The sequence below is a fragment of the Arthrobacter sp. B0427-1-12 genome (assembly GCF_059092905.1).
This window is the reverse complement of record NZ_JBNHIC010000035.1, coordinates 1-22,532: the sequence shown is the minus strand read 5'-3', so window position 1 is coordinate 22,532 and position 22,532 is coordinate 1. Positions and strand designations below refer to the sequence as shown.

General features: G+C 67.5%; 21 protein-coding genes and 2 pseudogenes. 17 read left to right on the top strand and 6 right to left on the bottom strand.

The features are described from left to right. Window positions 1–2 precede the first annotated feature (2 nt). Window positions 3–1,463: an amino acid permease gene (locus AC5RWU_RS17555; protein WP_494032253.1), complete on the top strand. Its 1,461-nt coding sequence runs from the start codon at window positions 3–5 to the stop codon at window positions 1,461–1,463. Window positions 1,464–1,521: 58 nt separating this feature from the next. Then, on the top strand, window positions 1,522–2,265 hold the full coding sequence (locus AC5RWU_RS17550) for a GntR family transcriptional regulator (RefSeq protein WP_494032252.1): 744 nt from the start codon (window positions 1,522–1,524) through the stop codon (window positions 2,263–2,265). A gap of 65 nt (window positions 2,266–2,330) precedes the next feature. On the opposite strand, the gene AC5RWU_RS17545 is transcribed toward AC5RWU_RS17550, so the two are convergent. Next, window positions 2,331–3,059, bottom strand: coding sequence for an SCO1664 family protein (locus AC5RWU_RS17545; protein WP_494032251.1), 729 nt, complete (start codon window positions 3,057–3,059; stop codon window positions 2,331–2,333). A gap of 8 nt (window positions 3,060–3,067) precedes the next feature. After that, on the bottom strand, window positions 3,068–3,712 hold the full coding sequence (locus AC5RWU_RS17540; RefSeq protein WP_494032250.1) for a histidine phosphatase family protein: 645 nt from the start codon (window positions 3,710–3,712) through the stop codon (window positions 3,068–3,070). Between the two features lie 109 nt (window positions 3,713–3,821). On the opposite strand from AC5RWU_RS17540, the gene AC5RWU_RS17535 reads away from it, so the two are divergent. The 10 genes and pseudogenes from AC5RWU_RS17535 (at window position 3,822) to AC5RWU_RS17490 (ending at window position 14,051) form a co-directional block, all read left to right on the top strand. Beyond that, window positions 3,822–5,234: a sigma 54-interacting transcriptional regulator gene (locus tag AC5RWU_RS17535; protein WP_494032249.1), complete on the top strand. Its 1,413-nt coding sequence runs from the start codon at window positions 3,822–3,824 to the stop codon at window positions 5,232–5,234. 78 nt (window positions 5,235–5,312) lie between these two features. Then, complete coding sequence (locus tag AC5RWU_RS17530; protein WP_494032248.1) at window positions 5,313–7,331, top strand: vWA domain-containing protein; 2,019 nt, start codon at window positions 5,313–5,315, stop codon at window positions 7,329–7,331. 219 nt (window positions 7,332–7,550) lie between these two features. Beyond that, the gene (locus AC5RWU_RS17525; RefSeq protein ID WP_494032247.1) at window positions 7,551–8,540 is read left to right on the top strand and encodes a phosphotriesterase family protein; all 990 of its coding nucleotides are present in this window, start codon (window positions 7,551–7,553) and stop codon (window positions 8,538–8,540) included. Window positions 8,541–8,584: 44 nt separating this feature from the next. Further along, window positions 8,585–9,538, top strand: a complete 954-nt coding sequence (locus AC5RWU_RS17520) for a phosphotriesterase family protein (protein WP_494032246.1) — start codon at window positions 8,585–8,587, stop codon at window positions 9,536–9,538. Window positions 9,539–9,607: 69 nt separating this feature from the next. After that, a complete protein-coding gene (locus tag AC5RWU_RS17515; protein WP_494032245.1) occupies window positions 9,608–10,735 on the top strand; it encodes an FAD-dependent monooxygenase in 1,128 nt (375 codons plus the stop codon). Between the two features lie 4 nt (window positions 10,736–10,739). Beyond that, entirely contained in the window at window positions 10,740–11,663 is a 924-nt protein-coding gene (locus tag AC5RWU_RS17510; RefSeq protein ID WP_494032244.1) for an alpha/beta hydrolase, read from the top strand. 73 nt (window positions 11,664–11,736) lie between these two features. Further along, on the top strand, window positions 11,737–11,916 hold the full coding sequence (locus tag AC5RWU_RS17505; RefSeq protein WP_494037112.1) for a hypothetical protein: 180 nt from the start codon (window positions 11,737–11,739) through the stop codon (window positions 11,914–11,916). Window positions 11,917–12,009: 93 nt separating this feature from the next. Continuing rightward, window positions 12,010–12,132 (top strand): annotated as a pseudogene (locus AC5RWU_RS17500) (helix-turn-helix domain-containing protein); the annotation flags it as partial. A gap of 200 nt (window positions 12,133–12,332) precedes the next feature. Next, window positions 12,333–13,205 (top strand): annotated as a pseudogene (locus AC5RWU_RS17495) (RNA-guided endonuclease InsQ/TnpB family protein); the annotation flags it as partial. A gap of 156 nt (window positions 13,206–13,361) precedes the next feature. Then, window positions 13,362–14,051 (top strand): MFS transporter, encoded by a 690-nt coding sequence (locus AC5RWU_RS17490; protein ID WP_494032242.1) that lies wholly within the window; start codon window positions 13,362–13,364, stop codon window positions 14,049–14,051. On the opposite strand, the gene AC5RWU_RS17485 is transcribed toward AC5RWU_RS17490, so the two are convergent. Then, on the bottom strand, window positions 14,005–14,946 hold the full coding sequence (locus tag AC5RWU_RS17485; protein ID WP_494032241.1) for an MBL fold metallo-hydrolase: 942 nt from the start codon (window positions 14,944–14,946) through the stop codon (window positions 14,005–14,007). The genes AC5RWU_RS17490 and AC5RWU_RS17485 overlap by 47 nt on opposite strands. 214 nt (window positions 14,947–15,160) lie before the next feature. Between AC5RWU_RS17485 and AC5RWU_RS17480 the strand changes: the two genes are divergently transcribed. The 4 genes from AC5RWU_RS17480 (at window position 15,161) to AC5RWU_RS17465 (ending at window position 20,414) form a co-directional block, all read left to right on the top strand. Continuing rightward, a complete protein-coding gene (locus AC5RWU_RS17480; RefSeq protein ID WP_494032240.1) occupies window positions 15,161–16,891 on the top strand; it encodes a CocE/NonD family hydrolase in 1,731 nt (576 codons plus the stop codon). 221 nt (window positions 16,892–17,112) lie between these two features. Beyond that, window positions 17,113–18,189, top strand: coding sequence for a zinc-dependent alcohol dehydrogenase family protein (locus AC5RWU_RS17475; protein WP_494032239.1), 1,077 nt, complete (start codon window positions 17,113–17,115; stop codon window positions 18,187–18,189). 99 nt (window positions 18,190–18,288) lie between these two features. Beyond that, complete coding sequence (locus AC5RWU_RS17470) at window positions 18,289–19,500, top strand: globin domain-containing protein (protein ID WP_494032238.1); 1,212 nt, start codon at window positions 18,289–18,291, stop codon at window positions 19,498–19,500. Between the two features lie 146 nt (window positions 19,501–19,646). After that, on the top strand, window positions 19,647–20,414 hold the full coding sequence (locus tag AC5RWU_RS17465) for a hypothetical protein (RefSeq protein WP_494037111.1): 768 nt from the start codon (window positions 19,647–19,649) through the stop codon (window positions 20,412–20,414). A 174-nt stretch (window positions 20,415–20,588) separates the two neighbouring features. On the opposite strand, the gene AC5RWU_RS17460 is transcribed toward AC5RWU_RS17465, so the two are convergent. Further along, on the bottom strand, window positions 20,589–20,954 hold the full coding sequence (locus tag AC5RWU_RS17460) for a hypothetical protein (RefSeq protein WP_494037110.1): 366 nt from the start codon (window positions 20,952–20,954) through the stop codon (window positions 20,589–20,591). 82 nt (window positions 20,955–21,036) lie between these two features. Here AC5RWU_RS17460 and AC5RWU_RS17455 point away from each other — a divergent pair, with 82 nt between their 5' ends. Next, complete coding sequence (locus AC5RWU_RS17455) at window positions 21,037–21,210, top strand: hypothetical protein (protein ID WP_494037109.1); 174 nt, start codon at window positions 21,037–21,039, stop codon at window positions 21,208–21,210. 62 nt (window positions 21,211–21,272) lie between these two features. Here AC5RWU_RS17455 and AC5RWU_RS17450 read toward each other — a convergent pair whose 3' ends face one another. After that, window positions 21,273–22,112, bottom strand: coding sequence for an IclR family transcriptional regulator (locus AC5RWU_RS17450; RefSeq protein WP_494032235.1), 840 nt, complete (start codon window positions 22,110–22,112; stop codon window positions 21,273–21,275). 97 nt (window positions 22,113–22,209) lie between these two features. Further along, the coding region (locus AC5RWU_RS17445; protein WP_494037108.1) for a M24 family metallopeptidase at window positions 22,210–22,532 on the bottom strand (323 nt) is incomplete at its 5' end.

Below are 22,532 nucleotides of genomic sequence, written 5' to 3'. Positions count from 1 at the left end.
CAATGAAGCATTCGTCCGAAGCCGTCGTCGACGGTACCTCTAGCCCCGCAGCGACCGGCGGCGCCGGAACCGAACTGCGGCGCGTGCTGACGCACCGGCAGATGGTCATGCTGGGCCTCGGCTCCGCGCTGGGCACGGGCCTTTTCCTCGGCTCCGGGGCGGCCATCGGGGTCGCCGGACCGGCCGTGATCGTCTCTTACGTCATTGGCGCCATCCTGGCCGGCATCGTGGCCGCCTGCCTGGGCGAGATGACCGCCCGGTTCCCGCTGCGTGGCGCGTTCGGGGCGCTGTGCGCGAAGTTCCTGAGCCCGTTTGCCGGGTACGTGGCCCGCTGGGCCTATGCCGCGGCGGCGATTGTCGCCGTCGGCGGCGAGGTGGTGGCCTCGGCGACCTACCTGCGCTACTGGTGGCCCGAACTGCCCATGGGGGCCGGTATCGCGGTCATGTCCCTGATTATCATCGCGATCAACCTGTTCAGCGTCCGCTCCTTCGGGTTCGTGGAATTCTTCCTTTCCGGCATCAAGGTGACGGCCCTGAGCCTGTTCATTGTCATCGCCGCGCTGCTGGTGGTGTTCGGGCTGCCATCCGTGCCCGCCACCGGCCTGGGCGCACTGACCAGTGACGGCGGGTTCTTCCCCTTCGGGGTCTCCGCGGTCTGGCAAGTCATGGCGATCGTCATGTTCAGCTTCGTAGGCCTGGAGATCGTGTCCATTTCCGCGGCGGAGGCCAAGGACCCCGGGCGGGCCATCAAGACGGCGATGCGTACGCTGATCTGGCGCCTGGCCTTCTTCTACGTGGTGGCGATCAGCCTGGTCCTGGCGATCATTCCCTGGCGCACCGCAGCCGCGGCCGAGGGCGTGGAAGCCAGCCCCTTCGTCACGGTCTTCAGCGAAGCCGGCATCCCGGCCGCCGCGGCCGTCACCAACTTCATCGTGCTCGTTGCCGCCATGTCCGCGGCCAATGCCAACCTGTACGGCTCCACCCGGCTGATCAATTCGCTGGCCGTGGACGGCCTGGCGCCGCGGATCCTGCGACGGACCAACCGGCGCGGCGTGCCCGCGTGGGCGGTGCTGGTCTCCGCCACGGGCACTGCCGCGGCCGCGGTCCTGGCGGTCTCCGGGGTGGCCGATGTCTTCGTGCTGCTGGTATCGCTGGCGATCTCCGGCGTGCTGATTGTCTGGCTGCTGGTCCTGGCAGCCTATATCCGCTACCGGCTGCGGTTCCGCGATGCTTCGGGAGCCGCGTCCGGGGTTTCCACGGACAGCGGCGGCGGCCGCGGGTTCCAGCTCATCGGCGGGGCTCCGACGGCGGTGGTCGGCTTCGCCGGGATCCTCGCGGTCGCCGCTACGGCCTTCGTGGTGCCGAGCATGGCGCTGGCGGCGCTGGTGGGCCTGTGCTTCCTGGCGGTGATCGGGGGACTGTACTGGGCGCTGAAGCTGGGCCGGCGGGAAATACAGGCCTAAGCCAATCTGTGGTTGACTGCCTGCAGATCCACCCTGTGACCAACGACCTGGAGGGCTCATGGCTTCTAGCGAACTCGATCCCTCGTCCGGGGTCCCCCTGTATCGGCAGATCAAGGACATTCTGCGCAGGGAGGTCACCGAGGGAATCGCGAATCCCCAGAAGCCGATGACCGAGGCGCAGTTGCTCAGCCGATTCGAGGTGAGCCTGGCGCCCATCCGTCAGGCGCTCAAGGAGCTTGCGAGCGAGGGGTACGTCTACAGAAAGCAGGGCAAAGGGACCTTTCCAGTCGCAGGCGCCCGGGTACATCGACCGGCCAACGTGAGGACGGGGGCTTTGTATCAATACCTCTCCGAAAGCGGGCTGCATCCGTCGTCGAAGGTCACCGGCATCGAACGGGTGGAGCCGCCCGCCCAGATTCGCCACAGTCTGGGGATCGAAGCGCACGAGCGGCTGTTGCATTTCACCCGTTTGATTACGGTCGAAGATGAGCCTCTGGTCGAGGCCAGCGTCTATATTCGGGCGCCTGAGGCTTTCAATCCCACGGCCGCGGAATTGGAAGACACGGGCTCCGCCTTTGAGTTGCTGGAGCGGGAATTTGGCATCACGCTCGATCGGGCCGAGCACGAAGCCTGGGCGACGGCGGCAACCGCCGAGCAGGCGGCGACCTTCGGTGTGCGCGAGGGGAGCCCGTTGCTGGTCATCGAGACGATCTTCTTCACGACGGGTGGGCTGCCCGCGGGATGGCGTTCCGCGGTGCATCAGGCCGAAGATTTCAAGTATCGGTTCGTCACGGGCCGGTAGGCGGCATTTGGCGGCGGCCGCGGCGCGCTTCCAGCCCGCCGCGGCTCGACCGCGCCCTGCCGGACTCAGACCAGCGGCCAGGGGAATCGCATTCCCGTGGGGTCCACCGGGAGCTCCGGCGCCGCCAGGAGCTTCCGAACTCGGTTCCGCAGCGCCTGGACCTCAATCCCAGTCAACAGGTCCGCCACACCGGCGGGCGCCTCGTCGGCGAGCGGGGCCAGATCGGCGAGCAGGCCGGCGTCGATCCTCTCCCCGCCGAAGTCCCAGATGACGGTCCGCAGCTTGAAGGGGGCCGCGAAGCACAGCCCGTGGTCGATGCCCCACAGCCGGCCCTCGGTGCCGCGCAGCACGTGGCCGGCCTTACGGTCGGTGTTGTTGGCGACCACGTCGAACAGGGCCAGCCGACGCAGCTCGTCGTGGGTCTCGGGCGCCTCCGCCACTAGGGTGAAGTAGTGCTCGTTGGGGTCGTGCTCCACGAACATCTGGAGCGACCCGACCCCGAAGGGGGCGTCCTCGCGGATCACCGTGGTCGGCACCAGCCCCCACCCGAGCGCCTCGCTGAGCAGGTACGCCGCGCGCTCGCGCCGGTACAGCCCCCGGTCGAAGTCGAGCAGGGACCGCTCACCGAGTTCGGGCTTGTAGATGGCCCAGCGCAGGTCTTCGTCGAGAGCCACTTCCACAAGGAAGGTCTCGTTGCTGCTGTTAGCCAGCCGGCCCAGCAGGTCGATCCCGCCGTTGGCCAGCAGCGCCACGTTACGGTCCCGGACCGCCGGCTCACGCTCCTCACCGGTCATGGCGTGCCCTACGTGGCCCGCAGTTCGGCCAGGGAATCCTGCATCGAGTTCACCGTCAGCACCACCGGGTCGCCATCCTGCGGGTAGGAGATCGCCGAAACGGAACAGGGGCCGACGCTGAGCCGCTGGAAGCAGTTGAGCGGGGTGCCGATGGCGTCCGAGACAGCCACCCGGATGGGATCGGCGTGGGAGAAGCACACCACGGTCCCGCCGGCATGGGCGGCCCGGAGACGGTCCAGGGTGGCGACTATCCGGTCACGCATCTCCACGAAGCTCTCACCGTTCGGGAACCGGAACTGGTCGGGCTCGTGCTGGACGGTGGCCCACTCCGGAAGGCGGGAGAGGTCCGCCAGAGCCGCGCCCGTCCAGTCGCCGAAGTCGGCCTCCAGCAGACCGTCGTCCAAGACGACGGGTACCCCGGTGCGCGCCGACGTCGCTGCCGCCGTTTCTCGGGTGCGCTCCAGCGGCGAGGAGTAGATCGCGGTGGGTGGCAGGGCCTCCAGCCGTCCGGCCACCCGTTCCGCCTGCTCCCGCCCCCGCTCGGAAAGGTGCAGTCCTGCGGCACGGCCGGGCAGCACCTGGCCGGTGGTCGGCGTCATACCATGCCGGACCAGGAGGAGCAGGGTGGCGGGGGGCAGAGTGTCGATGGTCATTACGGCCAGCTTAGGCCCGGTTCCGGACCGCGTCACGGGGTGCGCGGGCGCCGGCCGTCCCGGGCAGAAGGGGATCGACGGCGCCGCCCTCCGCCGATAGCGTGGGGGCGTGAGCACCTCACCCGAGATCAGCACCCTGGCCGCACTCCGTGCCTCCGGGCATGTCCGGAAGTCCCTGCGCGAGGAGATCCGCGGCAACCTCCTGGCCGCCCTCGCCGCGGGGGAGGACCCCTGGCCCGGAATCCACGGCTTTGACCGGACCGTCCTCCCCCAGCTCGAACGCGCGCTCATTGCCGGGCACGACGTCGTCTTGCTCGGCGAGCGCGGCCAGGGAAAGACGCGCTTGTTACGCACCCTGGCCGGGCTGCTGGATGAGTGGTCCCCGGTGATCGCCGGGTCCGAGCTCAACGAGCACCCCTACGACCCGATCACCGCGGAATCCATGGCGCGCGCGGCGGCCGAGGGCGACCAGTTGCCCGTCGCCTGGCGGCATCGCTCCGAGCGGTACGTGGAGAAGCTCTCCACACCGGACACCTCGGTGGCGGACCTCATCGGCGACGTGGACCCGATGCGGGTGGCCGAGGGCCGCCGCCTCGGGGACCCCGAGACCATCCACTACGGGCTCGTGCCCCGCTCGAACCGCGGAATCGTGGCCCTCAACGAGCTCCCGGACCTGGCCGAGCGCATCCAGGTTGCCCTGCTGAATGTCATGGAGGAGAGGGACATCCAGATCCGCGGCTACGTGCTGCGGCTGCCGCTGGACGTGCTCGTGGTGGCCTCGGCAAACCCCGAGGACTATACCAACCGCGGCCGGATCATCACCCCGCTCAAGGACCGGTTCGGCGCGGAGATTCGCACCCACTACCCGATCGAGCTCGAGGACGAGATCGCGGTGATCCGCCAGGAGGCCCACCTCACGGCCGAGGTCCCGGATGTCCTCCTTGAGGTCCTGGCCCGGTTCGCGCGTGCCCTGCGCGAATCGAATGCGGTCAACCAGTCTTCGGGGGTGTCCGCCCGCTTGGCGATCGCCGGCGCCGAGACCATCGCCGCGGCCGCGCGGCACCGCTCCGCCGTCCGGGGCGACGACGCCCCCGTCGCCCGGCTCGTGGACGTCGGGGCGGCGGTGGATGTTCTGACCGGCAAGATCGAGTTTGAGTCCGGCGAGGAGGGACGCGAGGGCGCGATCCTTGAGCACCTGCTGCGCACCGCGACCGCCCAGGCGGTGCGGTCCCACCTGCACGGACTCGACCTCACGCCCCTGGTGGAGGCGTTCGACGGGCACCGCACGCTCACAACCGGCGACCGCGTGACGGCCGCCGAGGTCCTGGCCGCGCTCCCGGAACTGGAGGACCCGGGCCTCTACGACGAGATCACGGCCCGCCTGACCGGCACCGGCCAGGGCGGAAACGCCGGGGCGGGTGCTGGCCGCCGTGCCGGGGCGATAGAGCTGGCCCTCGAGGGCCTCTACCTCGCGCGGCGGCTCTCCAAGGAATCCGGCGACGGCGAAACGGTGTACGGCTGAGGCCCCATACGGCAAAGTAGAAACCACGCCGCCGGTTCGGCGGCACGGTTCGCGGAACGCCCAGCGGAAGGAGACGCCGTGCGGCACGGCAGGTCATCCCGGTACAGCCGGTACGACGGCGGCTCGGACCCCCTCGCGCCCCCGATCGATCTGGCCGAGGCGCTCGAGGCCGTGGCCGCCGACGTCATGGCCGGCTACTCCCCTGGCCAGGCGCTTCGCGAGTTTCTGCGCCGCGGCGGCCGGTCCATGCGCGGGCTGGACGACCTGGCGGGCCGAGTCCAGCGGCGCCGCCGGGACCTGCTGGGCCGGCACCGGCTCGACGGCACCTTCCAGGAGGTCAGGAGACTTCTCGATGAGGCGGTCCTCGAGGAGCGCAAGCAACTCGCCCGGGACATCCGGATGGACGAGACCGACCGCGCCTTCCGCGAGATGCAGATGCAGAACCTGCCCTCCTCCACCGCCGCGGCAGTCACCGAACTGTCCACCTACGACTGGCAGTCCGACACCGCACGGCAGGTCTACGGACGGATCCGGGACCTGCTCGGCCGAGAGATGCTGGAGACACGGTTTGCGGGCATGAAGAACGCCCTGGAGAACGCCACCGAGGAGGACCGGGCGGCGATCACCGAGATGCTGCGGGATCTCAACGACCTGCTCGGCAAACACACCCGGGGCGAGGACACCCCCGCCGACTTCGAGGCATTCATGGCCAAGCACGGCGAGCAGTTCCCGGAGAATCCGCAGGACATCGACGAACTGGTCGACGTCCTCGCGAAGCGTTCGGCCGCCGCCCAGCGGATGCTCCGGTCCATGACCCCGGAGCAGCGCGAGGAGCTCCTGGCCCTGTCCGCCCATGCCTTCGGCTCCCCCGAACTCATGGACCAGCTCAGCCGACTCGATGCGACCCTCCAGACGCTGCGCCCGGGCGAGGACTGGACCGGGTCGGAACAGTTCCACGGCGACGAGGGACTCGGTCTGGGCGATGGCACCGGCGTGCTCCAGGACCTGGCCGAACTCGATGCGCTCGCCGAACAGCTCTCGCAGTCCTCCGCGGGGTCGGCGCTGTCCGACGTCGATGTGGAGAAGGTGGCCCGCCAGCTGGGGGACGACGCCGCCGTCGATGCCCGGACCCTGACCGGCCTCGAGAAGGCCCTGCGTGACAGCGGCCTGCTCCGCCGCGGCACCGACGGCGACCTGAGGCTGTCTCCCCGCGCGATGCGGCGGCTGGGACGGTCGCTCCTGAAGGATGCCGCGGGTCGACTGTCCGGCCGGCAGGGGCGCCGGGACACGCAACATGCCGGGGCCGCCGGCGAACCGACAGGGTCCGCCAAAGCGTGGCAGTTCGGGGATGTGGAGCCCTGGGACGTCACCAGGACGATTACCAACGCGATCTCCCGCGCCGCCGCCGAGGGCCGGAATCCCGAGACCCGGCTGCGGATCGATGTCCGGGACGTCGAGGTCCAGGAGACCGAGGCCCGTACCCAGGCCGCCGTCGCCCTGCTCGTGGACACCTCGTTCTCGATGGCCGCCGAGGGCCGCTGGGTGCCGATGAAACGCACCGCCCTCGCACTGCACCACCTGGTTTCCACGCGGTTTCGGGGTGACCAGCTGCAGCTCGTGATCTTCGGCCGGTATGCCCAGCGTCTGGAGATAGGCGAACTCACCGCCCTGCCCCCGCGACGTGAGCAAGGCACGAACCTGCACCACGCGCTGCTGGTGGCGACCCGGTTCTTCCGGCAGTACCCGTCCATGCAGCCGGTCCTGCTGGTGGTGACCGACGGCGAACCCACCGCACACCTGCTGCCGGACGGCGAGTCGTGGTTCTCCTACCCGCCGGACCCCGAGACCATGCAGTCCACTGTGGCCGAGCTCGACCGAGTAGGCCGGCTGGGCGCCGAGACCACGTTCTTCCGCCTGGGTGACGACCCCGGACTGGAGCGGTTCCTGGCCGCCATGGCCCGCCGGGTCGGTGGCCGCGTGGTGGCACCCGACCCGGATGACCTGGGGGCCGCCGTCGTCGGCGAATTCCTGCGCTCGCGATTCCCGGGCCCGTTCGGCGACGCCGGTCGGAAGGATGACGGGAGACCCCATTCTTGACTTTGACACAACACCATGTAAACCTAGTGGACAGGTAATCAAGGTCACATTCACCAGCTGCGGAGTACAGCCCATGGGCGGGCTCCCTGGTGCACAGTTTCCTCCGAGTACTACCGCCTGCACCGAGTTCGGCGAGGAATCAATCCAGAGGTCGCGGTGCATGATCCTTCCCAGCGCGTGACGCCTACCATGCGTGACGCTGACGAAAGGTTGTGCCAAATGACGGATACAACAACTGCCACCAGCAAAACCGTCAATACGGTCCTTGGCCCCATCCCTGCCCATGAACTGGGTGTTGTCGCGGTGCATGAGGCCCTGCTCTCGGTGGTCCCCGGGGCCGAGCATGCGTATGACATCAGCATGGACCGTGCGGAGATTTTCGAGATCCTGGCCGGAAAGCTGACGGACTTCCGCGCGAACGGCGGCAAGACCATCGTGGACAGCACGGGCATGTTCCACGGCCGCGATGTGCGCCTGTACGAGGCGCTCTCGCGCTCGACCGGCGTGCACATCATCGCCTCCACGGGCATGGGCCCCGAGGAGATGCTGGGCGGGTACTTCCTGACCCCGCAGACCAACCCCCCGACGCCGTGGCCGGCCGAGAAGTTCGCCGACCTCTTCACCAAGGAGGTCACCGAAGGCATGGTGGTTCCCCGCGTCGAGCGCCGCGGCGCCGCGGGCATCGTGACCACCACGGCCACCCGCGAGGACATGACCGCCACCGACGAGAGCCTGTTCCGCGGCGCGGCCCGGACTGCCCTGAACACCGGCGTCCCGGTCTCCATCCGCTACGGCAAGGACGCGCTGCACGACCTCGACATCGTCCTCGACGAGCAGCTCCCGGCCGGCCGCGTGGTCGTCGGGGGACTGGACCGCAGGGACGCAGCCGCGGCCGGCGCGCCGCTCGAGGTCGCCCAGCGGGGCGCCTTCGTCGCCCTGGACCACGTGGGCCTGAACGACGACGACGCCTACCTCACCGACCGCGAGCGTGCCTCCCTGGTGCTGGAACTGGTCAAGGCCGGCCACGGGAACCGCATCCTGCTCTCGGGCAATGCAATCGGCGTTGCCAAGGGACAGCCGGACTATGACCTGCCGTTCAGCTACGTCGTCTCGACCTTCGTGCCCTTCGTGAAGTCGCTGGGACTCACTGACGAGGACGCCCAGCGCATCCTCGTGGATAACCCGCGGGACCTGCTGACCCTGCGCTGAGTACGCGCGTCCACTCATTCTTTTCAACTTTTGAGGTGAATCTCTTGTCGAGAATTAACACGGTGCTGGGACCGATCTCAGCCGCAGAACTCGGATACGTGGCCATCCACGAGCACATCGGCTACGGGATGCCGGGCTCCGAACTGGACACGAAGTGGTGGAAGACGCCCGAGGAACGGTACGAGGAGACCGTGCCGAAGCTGCGGAAGTTCCACGAGCACGGCGGCGGGACCTTCGTCGACGCCACCGGCATCTGCAACGGCCGCGACGTCGACTACTACAAGTCCCTGTCCGCGAAGACCGGCGTCCACATCGTGGCCTGCACCGGCTTCGTCGGCGGTGACACCGCCCTGCCGTTCTTCGCCCGGGCGTCCGTCGACTACCTGGCCCGCCACTTCATCCACGAAATCACCGTCGGCATCGGCGACACCGGCAGCCGTGCGGGCGTTATCAAAGTCGGCGTGAGCCGCGGCGGGCGCATGACGGACCTGGACAAGCACATCTACCGTGCCGCGGCCCGTGCCGCCGTGCAGACCGGGGTGCCGATCCTGACCCACCTGGCGATCGACGCCGAGCCCGCCATAGCGATCTTCCGCGAGGAGGGGCTCCCGCTGGACCGCGTGCTGTTCGGCCACGTCGACGACGGGGTGAACGCCGAGAAGACCCAGGACACGTGGATCGCCGACCAGGGCGGCCGGCTCGGGTTTGACACCTTCGGCTACGAGACCGAGCTCGAGGACCCGCCGTTCTGGGCCCGCGCCCGGAGGGAGCGCATGGACCACTTCCTGCGCTTCGTCAAGGGCGGCTATACCGACCGCGTTCTCGCCTCGGCCGATGCCAACTGCAGCCCGCTGGGCTGGCCCGGAGTGAAGGGCCATACCGTGAACTACATCTTCGAGCAGCTCATCCCGGACCTGCGCGAGGCCGGCGTCGACGAGGTGACGATCAGGAAGATCTTCGTCGAGAACCCTGCCGACTTCCTGTCGATCCACGCCTGATTCCCCGGGCAAACCATCACCTACCCACGTTCTTCCAGGTGCGCCCTGGGCCAGGAAAGAGAAAGAACCATGAAGGCTTCGGAAATCAAGAACCTCAGAATTGCCATTGTCGGTGCCGGATACGGCGGCGCTGCGGCGGCCAAGGCCCTGAGCCTGCTCGGCGCCGACGTCAAGGTGTACGAGCAGGCGAACCAGATGGGTGAGGTCGGCGCCGGCATCGGCCTGCGTCCTGCCACCATGGCACGGTTCCGCCAGTGGGGGATCTTCGACGCGATCGCGAAGGTGAGCTCGCCGAGTGACTACTTCGAGATCCTGACCGCGACCGGTGAGCCGATCATGAAGGACACCTGGCCCGAGTCCGGCGAGGAGAAGCAGACCTACCTGATCCACCGCCGCGACTTCATCGAGGCCCTGACCGGTGTGCTCCCCGAGGGCATGGTGCACCTCGGCCACAAGCTGGAAAAGATCGAGGACAAGGGCGGCCACTCCGTCCTGACCTTCGCCAACGGCAAGACCGTTGAGGCCGATCTGGTCGTCGGCGCCGACGGCATCAGGTCCACCGTGCGCCAGCAGTTGTTCAGCGACCAAGGGCCGGTGTTCTCGGGCGAGCACGCCTACCGTGCAGTTATCTCCCTCGACGATTCCCAGGGGATGGTCTCCGACGACAACCTGCGGATGTACATCGGCAGGGGCACGAAGGTCTATCTGCTGCCGTTGCGTCACCGTAACCAGTTGTCCTTCGACATCACGGCGCTAAACCCGGACAGCGCCTGGGCGCCCGACATCTCGAAGGACGACCTTCTGGCCACTGTGGAGGGCTTCGACGAGCGGATTGTGGAGATCGCACGTGGTCTGGACCTTAATACGGTCACTATCCGTTCCGTCTGGGACATCGACCCGATCGACACGTGGCACTCGGAATCCGTCGTTCTCATGGGTGATGCGGCCCACTCGATGCTGCACCACCAGGGACAGGGCGCGAACTCAGCCATTGAGGACGCGGGCGCCCTCGCCGACGCCCTCGCCGAGGCCGGCTCCGTCAAGGAGGCACTGGCCCTTTTCCAGGCGACCCGCAAGCCGGTGACGGACGAACTGCAGCGCATCTCGCGTCAGGGCTGGACCGAGGACGAGGTCAACGACGTCTTCCCCGGGCAGAAGCCGGCATCCCAGAACCCCTCGGCTCATCAGGAGGCGTAACGCTGTGCCGATTCATCCCGAAATTGCCAAGATCCTGGCCACCCTGCCGGCGCCACCGCCGGGTCCCCTGAACCCGGAGGCCATGCGCGCGGGCGAGGAGGCGATGGTTCCCCCGCTGGAGGAGCGCCTGCCGCTCCACTCCGTCGAAGACGCGACCGCGCAGACGCCCTCGGGCCCCGTGCCCGTGCGGATCTACACGCCGGTCGAGGCGGACGCCTACGGCCTGCTGGTGTACTTCCACGGCGGCGCGTTCTTCCTGGGCAGCCTGGACACCCACGACCACGTCGCTCGGTCCCTGGCCAAGGAGACCGGCCACAAGGTCATCTCGGTCGGCTATCGCCGGGCCCCCGAGGCCGCCTTCCCGGCCGGCCTCGACGACTGCTACGGAGTGGTCCGCTGGGCCGCCGAGCAGGGCGGGAGCCTGACGTGGGACGGCAAGAACCTCGCCATCGCGGGCGACAGCTCGGGCGGCACGTTCGTGGCCGCCGTCGCTGCGAAGGCCCACGATGACGGGTTCGACCGCATCACGCACCAGGTCCTGTTCTACCCGTCCCTGGACCTGGACTTCGACGTCGACCGCTACGCCTCGCTGCGGGAGAACGCTGAGGGGTATGGGCTGGAGACCGCAGGTCTGAAGCCCTTCAACGCCTTCTACATCGAGAGCGGGGCGGATCCGGCGGACCCGCTGGTCTCTCCCATCAAGCGTGAGGACCTCTCCGGCCTGCCAAAGACCCTGGTCATCACGGCCGAGTACGACCCCCTGCGGGACGAGGGCGAACTCTACGGCCAGCGCCTGAAGGAGGCCGGCGTCGAAGCGACGGTCAGCCGCTACGCAGGGGCCAACCACGGTTTCGTCCAGAACTTCTCCTGGATTCCGGAGTACTCCCGGGTGTTCCAGGAGACGGGTGACTTCCTGAACCAGGGCTGAGCCCGCCCTCCTCACCACCATGCCTCGGCGGCACGGATCACCGGACCCGTGCCGCCGACGTGTGTCCGACCCCATGGATTCCGGCGAGGCTGCCGACATCGGCAGTTGCGGATTCTTTGGAACGATGGTCGGCGCGATCCTGTGCGGGACCCTGGCGGACCGGTTCGGCCGGAAGAGCGTCTACTGGGTTGCCGCGCTTCCGCTGCCCTTCCTGCTGTTCATCGAGATTTCCGCGTGGAAACGCCGTCAGTGAGGCCGGGGAAGAAACGCGGGTGGCGGCCCCATTCTGTGGGTGGCAGGTGGAAAGGTGTGAACCGAAGCCGTTGCTGACTGCTCGGGGAAGGCGATGATGAAGCGCTACCGGTACCGTTTGTACCCGGACGAGTCCCAGAAGGGGATGCTCGCCCGCGTGTTCGGTTGCGTCCGGGTTGTCTTCAATGACGGCCTGGCCGCAAGCCGGGCGGCCCACGAGGCCGGCGAGTCCCGGCCCCGATATGTAGAGTTGGCACGGCGGATGGCCCTGTCCAAGCGAACCGAGGAACGCGCTTGGCTGGGCGAGGTCAGTGACGTGGCGTTGCAGCAGTCGCTGCACGACCTCGAGGGCGCCTACAGCGCCTTCTTTTCCCGGATGACCAAGAAGAAGGCTGGCAAGCTCCCCAAGGAGCGAGGGCCGGGGCTCCGCGGTTCAAGTCCCGCCGGGATGGCCGGCAGGCGTTCCGGATCACGGGCAAGGCCAACACCCGGGTCCGGAAGGTCTCGGCCACCCGGGCCCAGGTGTGGATCCCGAAGATCGGGTGGGTCGGGTTCGCCCTCTCCCGTCCCCTACCCTCCGTCCCGTCGAGTTACACCGTCGTGCACGAGCCGGACGGACGCTACTATGTCTCCTTCGTTGTCGAGACCCCCGCCTGGACCGCACCGGATGCGGCGCACCAGGCGGCCGGTGTCGACTTGGGCTTGGGGGACCTGGCGGTCATCGTCCACGACGACGGGACGGTGGAGAAGGTCCCGGCGCCGAGGCACCTGCGCACCCAGCAACGCAAGCTCGCCCGCGCCCAGCGCGAGCTGGCCCGCCGGCAGAAGGGCTCGGCCAACCGGGACAAGTCCCGGACCAAGGTCGCGGCCATCCACCGCAAGGTCCGCGACGCCCGCACCGACCACCACCACAAGCTTGCCTGCCGGATCGTTGACGAGAACCAAGTCATCGGCCTGGAAACCTTGGGCATCACCGCCCCGGCCCGCACCCGGATGGCCAGGAGCATCCATGACGCCGCCTGGGGGATCCTCGTGCGGCGGATCCAGGAGAAGGGAGCCGAGACCGGGCGCACCGTGGTGCGCGCACCCCGGAACTTCCCCTCCACCCGGATGTGCCACGCCTGCGGGCACGTCAGGGAGCCGGTTCCATTGAACGTCCGATCCTGGGCGTGCGCGTGCGGGGCCATCCCCGACCGCGACACCAACGCGGCCATCAACCTCAGGGAGTACGCACTGAAGACCGTCGCCGCCGGACCGGCGCAGCAACCTGATTCGGGCGAAGCTGCTTAGGAGACGCTAAACGCCTGCCGAGACCAGGTCAGACCAAGGTGAAAGCCCCGGCACAGGTCCCAGACGCAGGAACCATCCCGAGCCGCCCCACCAAGGGCGGCCAACCGGGAAGTCCCCGTCCGTAAGGGCGGGGAGGAGGTCAACATCACCTTCGACATGTACGACCTAGTCGTCTACGGGTCTGTCCTACCTGTCCTCATGAAGGAGTGGTCCGTAGACCCCGTCGCCGCGGGCGCCATCGGCAGCTATGGGATCTTCGGCATGATGGTTGGCGCCATCCTGTTCGGGATCCTGGCAGACAGGCTCGTCCGCACGGGCGTCGCGCTCTTCAGCGTCGCCACTGCGCTGTGCAGCTTCGCCGACGCACCATGGGGTCCAGCAAACCTCCTACTCCTCGTCTCCCAGTACTACCCATCCTTCATGCGCTCGACGGCGATCGGGCTGGCCTCGGGCGTCGGGCGGATGGGCGCTGTCGTCGGACCGATGTTCGGAGGCGTCCTGCTGGCGCTCAGCCTTCCGGTCGAGATGAACTTCCTCTTCGCCATCCCCGGCGTCTTCGCCGCCCTGGCCTTCCTGTTCGTTCCGCTGGCCAAGGGGAAGGCCCGGGAAGCAAGCAGCACCGGGCCGCCTCGAAGGAGACCGAGGTCCCCGCTCCGTGAGCTGACAGCTTACGACGACGGCGGCGCCCACCTCGGACGCCTCACGCACCAAAGCGGCGCACCCAGCGATGGGTGCGGGCCGCCGTCGTTATTCAGATGGCTTCCCGGCCGGGCGGCGGGGATCACCTCGCTGCAGGGGTTCAGCGAGCCTGGTCGAACTGCTGACGGTAGCCGTGCAGCGTGGTGAAGAATGGAGAGGGCTCCAGCGTGGGGTCGCCGGTGTAGCCGAGCTCCTCGGCGACCCGGGCGAACGGGGAGTACACCGAGTCGGTCTCCCGCAGACCGTCCTGCAGGTACCGCTGGGCGGCGTCGGCGATGCGGGCCTCGAGGTCGAGGCTCTGCTGGAGGGCCTGCTGGGCGTGCTCCCGGTCCAGCCCGATCTCGTAGGGCTCCCCGTCCGGGCCGCGGTACGGGTGGCCCAGGAACAGACGGTTCGGGCGGACCTCGTCGCGCAGGTACTCCAGGCTCGCCCGGTAGGTGCTCGGGTCCTCATAGCCCGGAAAGCCGTTGGCGGCACCGTGGGCCTGTACAGCGTCGCCGACGAAGACGTCGTCCCGCCCGTCGATGACGTAGGCCACGGAGCCGGTGGTGTGGCCCGGGATGTGGTGCACGGAGACGGAGACATCCCCGCCGAGGGATAGGGTCTCCCCGCCCTGCACCAGGAGGGTCGGCTCCATCTCGCCCGAGATGGCCTGCTCTGCCATCCCGATCTGCTTGGCCTCGCCCTCCGGGTCCTTCAGGTACTTCTGCCGCACATCCACGTACTGGTCGACGTGCGTGCGCCGGGAACGCAGAAGGGGAGCGTCGGCTTCATGGATCACGACCTGGGCGCGCCGGCCCGTGAGCTCCCACAGGGCGTGCGCGCCGCCGAGGTGGTCAATGTGGCCGTGGGTCAGCAGGATCCAGCGCACCTCCTCGATGCTGCGGCCGAGCTTTTCGAGCGCGGGGGCCATGCCGTCGGCGGGCGATGAGGCGATCCCGGTGTCGACAATGGCAGGCTCGGGAGCGTCAATGAAGAAGCTGTAGAGGCCGAAACGACCCCAGGGTGACACCAGCGGATGGACTTTCACTTCTTGCGTCATCGTTCTCTCCTCAGCTGCAGGACCGGTTCATGGTCTTCGATGGTCGTCGGCCACGGCGTCGAGGGCCCGTGCCCTCAAGCCTTCAGCACCGCGAGTGGATCGCAACGACCGTGTGGCGTTGCATATAGCTTCTTTATTATAATAATATGTTCATGTCACGCTCTGGGGGGCAGGTCTGCCAGCGGGACACACTCGATCAAGGAGTTGCACACTCATGACTGATTTCACGACGTGGAATGCCGGCGGGGAGAAAATTGCCATCCGCAAGGACCTCCGGGTCCCGATGCGGGACGGCGTCGAGCTCGCCGCGGACGCCTATCAGGGTGTTGAGGACAAGCCGCGCCCGGCGCTGGTGGCGCTGAGCCCCTACGGCAAGGAACTGCAGGCGCTGGCCCTCACCACCCCGCCCCAGCGGCGCCCCAGCCCGATGTGGGACGGCTGCATCGAAGCCGGCGACATCGCCCGCATCGTCAAGGAGGACTATGTCCACGTCATCGGCGACATCCGCGGCTCCGGTCACTCCGGCGGCGAGCACATCGGCAACTACAACGCCGGTGGTGTTTCGCTGGGCCAGGATGCGTACGACTTCATCGAGTGGGTTGCGGAGCAGCCGTGGTGCGACGGCAACGTCGGCATGGTCGGCATCTCCTACTTCGGATCCATGCAGGTGCTGGCCGCGGCCGAGCGCCCGCCGCACCTGAAGGCGATCTTTGTCTCCGGCGGACACTACGACTTCTACGAGACCACCTACCACGGCGGCATCATGTGGTTCATGCCGCGTGCCGCCCGCGAGGGCCGTGGCGGCGACTCCGGCTGGGCGTTCACCGACAACGTCAAGTCCCGCATGATCGAGAAGCACTCTCCCGAGGAGCTGAAGAAGCTCGTCGCCAAGCGCCTGCAGGACCCGGACGTCGCCGCCTGGCCGAACCTGGTCCATGTCCTGAACTACCCGAAGAACCACGAAGCCTGGTTCGACATCGTGATGAACGAGCTGGACGGGGACTGGTACGAGGAGCGCAACCCCATCACGCTGGCCCCGAACATCGACATCCCCGTGTGGCTGCAGATCGACCAGGGCCGCGGCTGGACCATGGACGGCACCATCGAGCTGTTCGACTCGCTGAAGGGCCCCAAGAAGCTGGACATTGGCCCCTACCCGCCGATGCAGTCGCGCCCCTTCATCGAGGAACATGACAAGATGTTCCGCTGGTACGACTACTGGATCAAGGGCATCGACAACGGCGTCATGGATGAGCCGGCCGTCAGCGTCTTCGTGGAGGGCTCCCGCGAGCTCGTGACCGCTGACCAGTGGCCCCCGAAGGAGGTCGAGTACAAGTCCCTCTACCTGCGCCCGCGCCACAAGCTGTCGACCGAGCCCGAGCTGATGGGTGCGGAGTACGCCGCCCCGGACGGCTTCTACCAGGCACCGCTGACGGTAACGGACAAGGTGGAGATCATCAGCTGGTCCACCCCTGTCTTCGAGGAGGACACGGAGATGATCGGCACCGGTGCCGCGCACATCTTCGCCGAGATCGACCAGCCGGACACCAACTTCATCCTGCGCCTGTGGGACTACGCACCCAACGGCAAGCGCCAGCTCATCACCAGCGGCTACCTCAAGGCCTCGCACCGCGAGCTCGACGAGCGGACCACCGAGGGCAACCCGTACCACCCGCACACCCGTGCGGTGCCGGTGGAGCCGGGGACGATCGAGGAGTACGTGCTGCGCCTCTACCCGTTCGCGAACACGTTCAAGCCGGGTCACAAGCTGACCGTAGAGCTGTCCAACGGCGAGCCGCTGGCCGACGAGCACAACGCGCTGCTGCCGCCGGACGCCTTCCACCTGCCGGTGGGCCGGCCCGTCACCCATAAGATCTACCGCGACGCCGCCCACCAGTCCCGGCTCGTCCTGCCGTTCACCACGCGCAAGGCAGCGGAGAAGTAGCCTGGCGCTGGGTGAGCAGCACGGTGCCATGAGGGGATGAGGGCGTGGCATTGACCTCCGGCCGTGACGTGCAGGATAGCCCTGAACGTCATGGCCGGAGGTGTCTGGGATGTCCTGCTCGGTGTTTCCCCTGTCAGGAGAGAAAATCAGGACGGTAAGGTTGCTCTGAATCCCCGCTCCGCGGCGCCGCCGCGGCCGCCGTGCCGACCGGAAGGTTTCCCATGCGCGCCACCATCATCCACGGTCCCCAGGACATCCGCGTCGAGGACCGCAGGTACCCCACGATCCACCGGTCGAAGGACGCCGTGGTGCGGGTGACCGCCTCCTGCGTCTGCGGTTCCGATCTCTGGCCCTACCGCGGTGTCCGGGAGACCACCGAGCCGCGGGCGATCGGCCATGAGTTCGTCGGCATCGTGGAAAGCGTGGGTGCGGAGGTCACCGGGCTGGCTCCCGGCGATTTCGTGATCGCCCCGTTCGTCGACAGCTGCGGCGAGTGCCCGCCGTGCCGCAACGGCGTGACCGTGGCCTGCGAGCACCTGGCCTCCTGGGGCGGCACCGATGAAGCCGGCTTCCCTGTCGACGGCGGCCAGGGCGAGGCGGTCCGCGTCCCGAACGCCGATGCCACGCTCGTCAAGGTGCCGCTTGCTGCGGCGGCAACCGGCGCGGCGGGGGAGCCCGACGCAGCACTCACCGCCAGCCTGCTGACGCTGTCCGACGTGATGGCCACCGGCCACCACGCGGCGGTGAGCGCCGCAGCGGGACCCGGCCGGACCGTCGTCGTAGTTGGTGACGGCGCGGTGGGGCTCTGTGGCGTGCTGGCGGCCAAGCGGCTGGGTGCGGAGCGGATCATCGCGATGTCGCGGCACGCGGACCGGCAGGCGCTGGCGCGGGAATTCGGTGCCACGCACATTGTCGCGGAGCGCGGCAAGGAAGGTGTGGCCAAGGTGCGCGAGCTGCTGGGCGGCGTGCTGGCCGATTCCGTGCTGGAATGCGTGGGCACCAAGGAGTCAATGGACCAGGCGCTGCGCAGCACCCGGCCGGGCGGAAACCTGGGCTTCGTCGGTGTTCCCGCCGGTGGAGCGGAACTGCCCATCGGCTATCTGTTCGCCAAGAACATCACCGTGGCCGGCGGGATGGCTCCGGCGCGGACCTACATTCCGGAACTGCTGGCGGATGTGCTGTCCGGAGCCATCAATCCGGGCAGGGTTTTCGACGTCGAAATGCCGCTGGATGAAGCCGCCGAGGCATACAAAGCCATGGACGAACGCCGCGCTATCAAGGTGCTGCTCCGGCCGTAGCGCCCCACCCTACCCGCGAAGACCGGGCGGTGCTAGCTTGGGCCGTGGGGATAGCAACGGGACCTGTCAATTGAATAGCCCAATGGCAAGGAGCACGGCATGTTATCTGACAGCGCACGGCCCATCATCGAGGCGACTCTGCCCGTGGTGGGGGAGAACATCCAGGAAATCGCCAAGCGGTTCTACGAGCATATGTTCGCGGAGAATCCGCAGCTGATGGACGGCGTCTTCAACCGCGGCAACCAAGCGGACGGGCGGCAGCAGCAGGCATTGGCCGGCTCGGTGGCCGCCTTTGCCGGCTATCTGGTGCAGCATCCGGATGAACTTCCGGACACGCTGCTCTCCAGGATCTCCCATAAGCATGCGTCCCTGGGCATCCATCCGGACCAGTACCAGATTGTCCACGACAACCTGATGTGGGCCATCGGCGACGTGCTGGGAGACGCCGTCACGCCGGAGATCGCGCATGCCTGGAATGAGGTGTATTGGCTGTTCGCCAATGTGCTGATCAATATGGAGCGGGGACTCTACGAGGACATCGGGCTGTCGCCGGAGACTGTCTGGCGGACCTGGCGGGTGGTCGAGAAGGTGCCGGAGACCGCGGATGTGGTGCGCTTCGTCGTCGAACGCATGGACGACCGGGAGGTGAAGCCGTCGCTGCCGGGCCAGTACGTCACCCTCCAGATGCCGACGGTGGACGGCCTGCGCCAGCCGCGCCAGTACAGTCTCATCAAGGCCGACGACGGACATCACCGGCAGTTCGCGGTCAAGCGCGTGCACGGGCTGGGCAAGCCGGACGGGGAAGTCTCCACCCTGCTGCACTGGAGCGTCAACGTGGGGGATGAGGTAGTGCTTTCGGCGCCGTTCGGTGACGTGGTGCTGGACCGGCACGAGGACCGGCCGATCGTGCTGGCCAGTGCGGGGATCGGCGTCGCTCCGATGGCGGGCATGCTTTCCCATCTGGTGAAATCCGGTTCCGATCGGCAGATCATGGTGCTGCACGCGGATAATTCCGCGGACAGCTTCGCGCTGCGGAGCCAGATTGAAGCGGATCTGGCAACACTGCCCAACGGCTCGATGGTCACCTGGTTTGCCGATGCTTCGGAAGAAACCCAGATGGTCGACGGCGAGCTGGTCGGTTTCATGGACGTCTCCAAAGTGAACGTCCCGGAGAACGCTGCGGTCTACCTCTGCGGTCCGCTGGTGTTCATGCAGGCGGTGCGCAGCGATCTCATCGCCGCCGGCATCCCCGCCAAGGACATCCAGTACGAGGTCTTCGGACCGGACCTATGGCAGGCGGATTATCAGTAACAGTTAGTTAAAAACAGCCGCTCGCTTGGTTAACCAGTTTTTCCTAAGGTCGTGCGATAGGGTTTGGGTAGCAAGCTTCCTCGCCGGTGAGGAAGCAAAACTCGACTGGGGGAGAAATGTCCGTTCCATTTCGCAAAGGTGCTGCTGTGGGTCTGCTGACCATCGGCCTCGTCTCCGGAGCCTCTGCCGCGTCGGCGGCGGTGCTTCCGACTCCTACCGCGACGCCGCCCGCACCGGTGGTGAATATTGCGCCGACCAGCGAAGCCACGAGCAATGCCACGAGCAACGCCAACGCGGCCAATAACGCGGCGAATAATGCCGCTGCCACGAGCAACGCCACCAACAATGCGACCAACAGCGCCACGAATAACGCCACCAACAGTGCTACGAACACGTCCACCAACACGAACACGTCCACCAACACGAACACTCTGACCAACAGCGCCCCCGTGACCCAGAATATGAATGTTAACCAGGCGCCTACCGTAAATGTGACCGTCGCCCAGGCGCCCGCGGCTCCGGCGCCCACTGTGACGGTCACAGCGGCAGCTGCCGGACCTACGGTGATTGCGAACCTGACGTCCGAGTCCAACTCGGAAGCCAATGCGGCGGCAAATCCGGCGGCGAATGCGGCGGCGAATGCGGCGGCAAATCCGGCGGCAAATGCGGCGGCGAATGCGACCGCGGCTCCTACCGTGACCGTCACACCGTCGGCGTTCGCTACTGATCCGAGTAGTTTTTCTGCTGCAGCAGTGCCTCCGGCCGGTTCCGGCGCCCGCTTCACTGCGGCCAGTTCAGCACCGGGCCTCGCCAGCACCGGAATGGACCTGGTCCCTGTGCTCGGCGGAGCAGCTGCTCTTGCCGCCGCGGGCGGTGTAATGCTTCACCGCCGGCTGCGTGGCAAGCATTCCTGATTCCACGCCCGTCATCGGACAGAGGCCCTGGGAATTCCCGAATCGGGAGCGCCCAGGGCCTCTGGCTTGTTGCAGGCCGGGTGCCGCCGATGCGTGTCGAGGGCAACGTTTCCTCAAGGTTGCTGGACCAGTGTATGCCGGGCAGGCCCCCTGAGTAATTGGGGTTGGGGGCCATCAACCGCATAGGGGAGACATGACTGTGCACTTTAGGCAGGCTTTGGCCATAGGGCTGCTGACCATTGGGGCGATGACGGGGGCTGCCGCGGCTGCGGTTGCGGTGATGCCGGGAGGGCAATCCGGCCCGGGGCCGGACGGTACGTATGCGCCGTCGTCGTACGCATCGGGCCAGGCGACGCACTCACCTTCGCCGTCCCGCTCGCACGAGGCGACGCACTCGCCGAAGCCCACCCACTCGGCGACGGCCGTTCCGACCGTGGTGCCGGAGCCGCCGGTGGTGCCCACCGTGGTGCCTGAGCCGCCGGTGGTGCCGACGCCGACGCCTACGGCGACCGGGACACAAACGCCGGTGGTCACACCCACGCCCGGTGATGCGCCACCTGCCGGTGATGCGCCACCTGCCGGTGTGGCTCCGGCGGGTCCCACACCGCCCTCAACGACCGTAGTGATCGGAACGACCACGGGAGCTGGCACCGCCGCTGGGGCGAACGCAGCCGGCGCTCCGGACCAGCTGGCCTATACCGGCCTGGAGATCGAAGTAGGGCCGGCCCTTGGCGCTACCAGTGCTCTGTCCGTGGGGTCGGGACTGGTGCTGCTGGGCCAGAGGCGGCGTTCCTAAACGCATCCAACCGAAACCGGACGGGCCCTGGGTGCCGCGGTACCCAGGGCCCGTCCGCCTACTTACCTGGCCTCGGTTCCTTTTACCTCGGCCACGGGCCAGGCACCGCCCATCCTGGAGGTGATGTCCCGCGCGGCCTTGGCACATGATTCGGCGAGGGCCTGGAGCTGGTCGGTGGAGACCCGGAAGCGCGGGGCCGATACCAGCACGGATGCGGCCACAGCGCCCCGATGGTCATAGACAGGAGCGGCGATGCCGACTTCCTCGATGGAAGTTTCACCGTAGTTCGTTGCGTATCCCCGGGCTGCGACATCTTCCAGGCGAACCAGATATGCCTCAAGGCTGGCTTCGTCCAGTGCCGGATAAGTGATCACACTGCTTTGCAGCAGTGCCTTGGCACGCTCAGCTCCCTCCGAAGCGAGGAACACCTGCACCGAAGCGCTGAGGGCCTGCGGATAGCGGGTGCCCAAATCCGAAGTGTGCTTGATCTGGTGCTTGCTGGGAATCTGTTCCACGGATACGGCCTCGGACCCCGTCCATACCAGCAGGGAAGCAGTTTCACGCGTGCGCTCGGCGAGCTCGCGCAGGACGGGGTAGGCGATCCGGCGGACATCCAGGTCGGCAAGCAGCGGGCCCGCCACAGCGATGATGCCCATGCCAAGCCGGAAGCGCCGGGAAACCTCGTCGCGCTCCACCACATCTTCCTGCTCCAACGTTGCCAGGATCCTGGAAACGGTGCTCTTGTGCAGGCCGACCCGCGAGGCGATCTCGGTAACGCCCAGCAGGGGCTCCTCCACGCTAAAGCAGCGAAGCACGGCAAAGACGTTGGAGATTACGGAGGCGCCTTTGGCCTCCGGCTGGGTGCTGGAATCGGAATCTTTGTTGCTCGCTGTGGGTGTCATAGCGTTCCTATTGTTGCCTATCTGGATGCAGAATGCGGCGCCACTGGAAGTGGCGCCGCATTCTGCATCCGTCAGTCTGGGCGTGGTGCCCGACTCTTTAGGCGTCGATGATGTTGTGTTCGGGGCCGAAGCCGAACTTGGTGATGTTTTCGGCGCCGGTTTCGCCGACCACCAGGATGTCGTGCTCGCGGTAGCCGCCGGCGCCGGGCGCACCGTCCAGGACGGTGATCATCGGTTCCATCGAGACGACCATGCCCGGCTCGAGCACGGTGTCGATGTCCTCGCGCAGTTCCAGGCCGGCTTCGCGGCCGTAGTAGTGGGAGAGCACGCCGAAGGAGTGGCCGTAGCCGAACGTGCGGTTCGGGAGCAGGCCGTGGGAGATGTAGATCTCGTTCAGTTCCGCGGCGATGTCCTTGCACA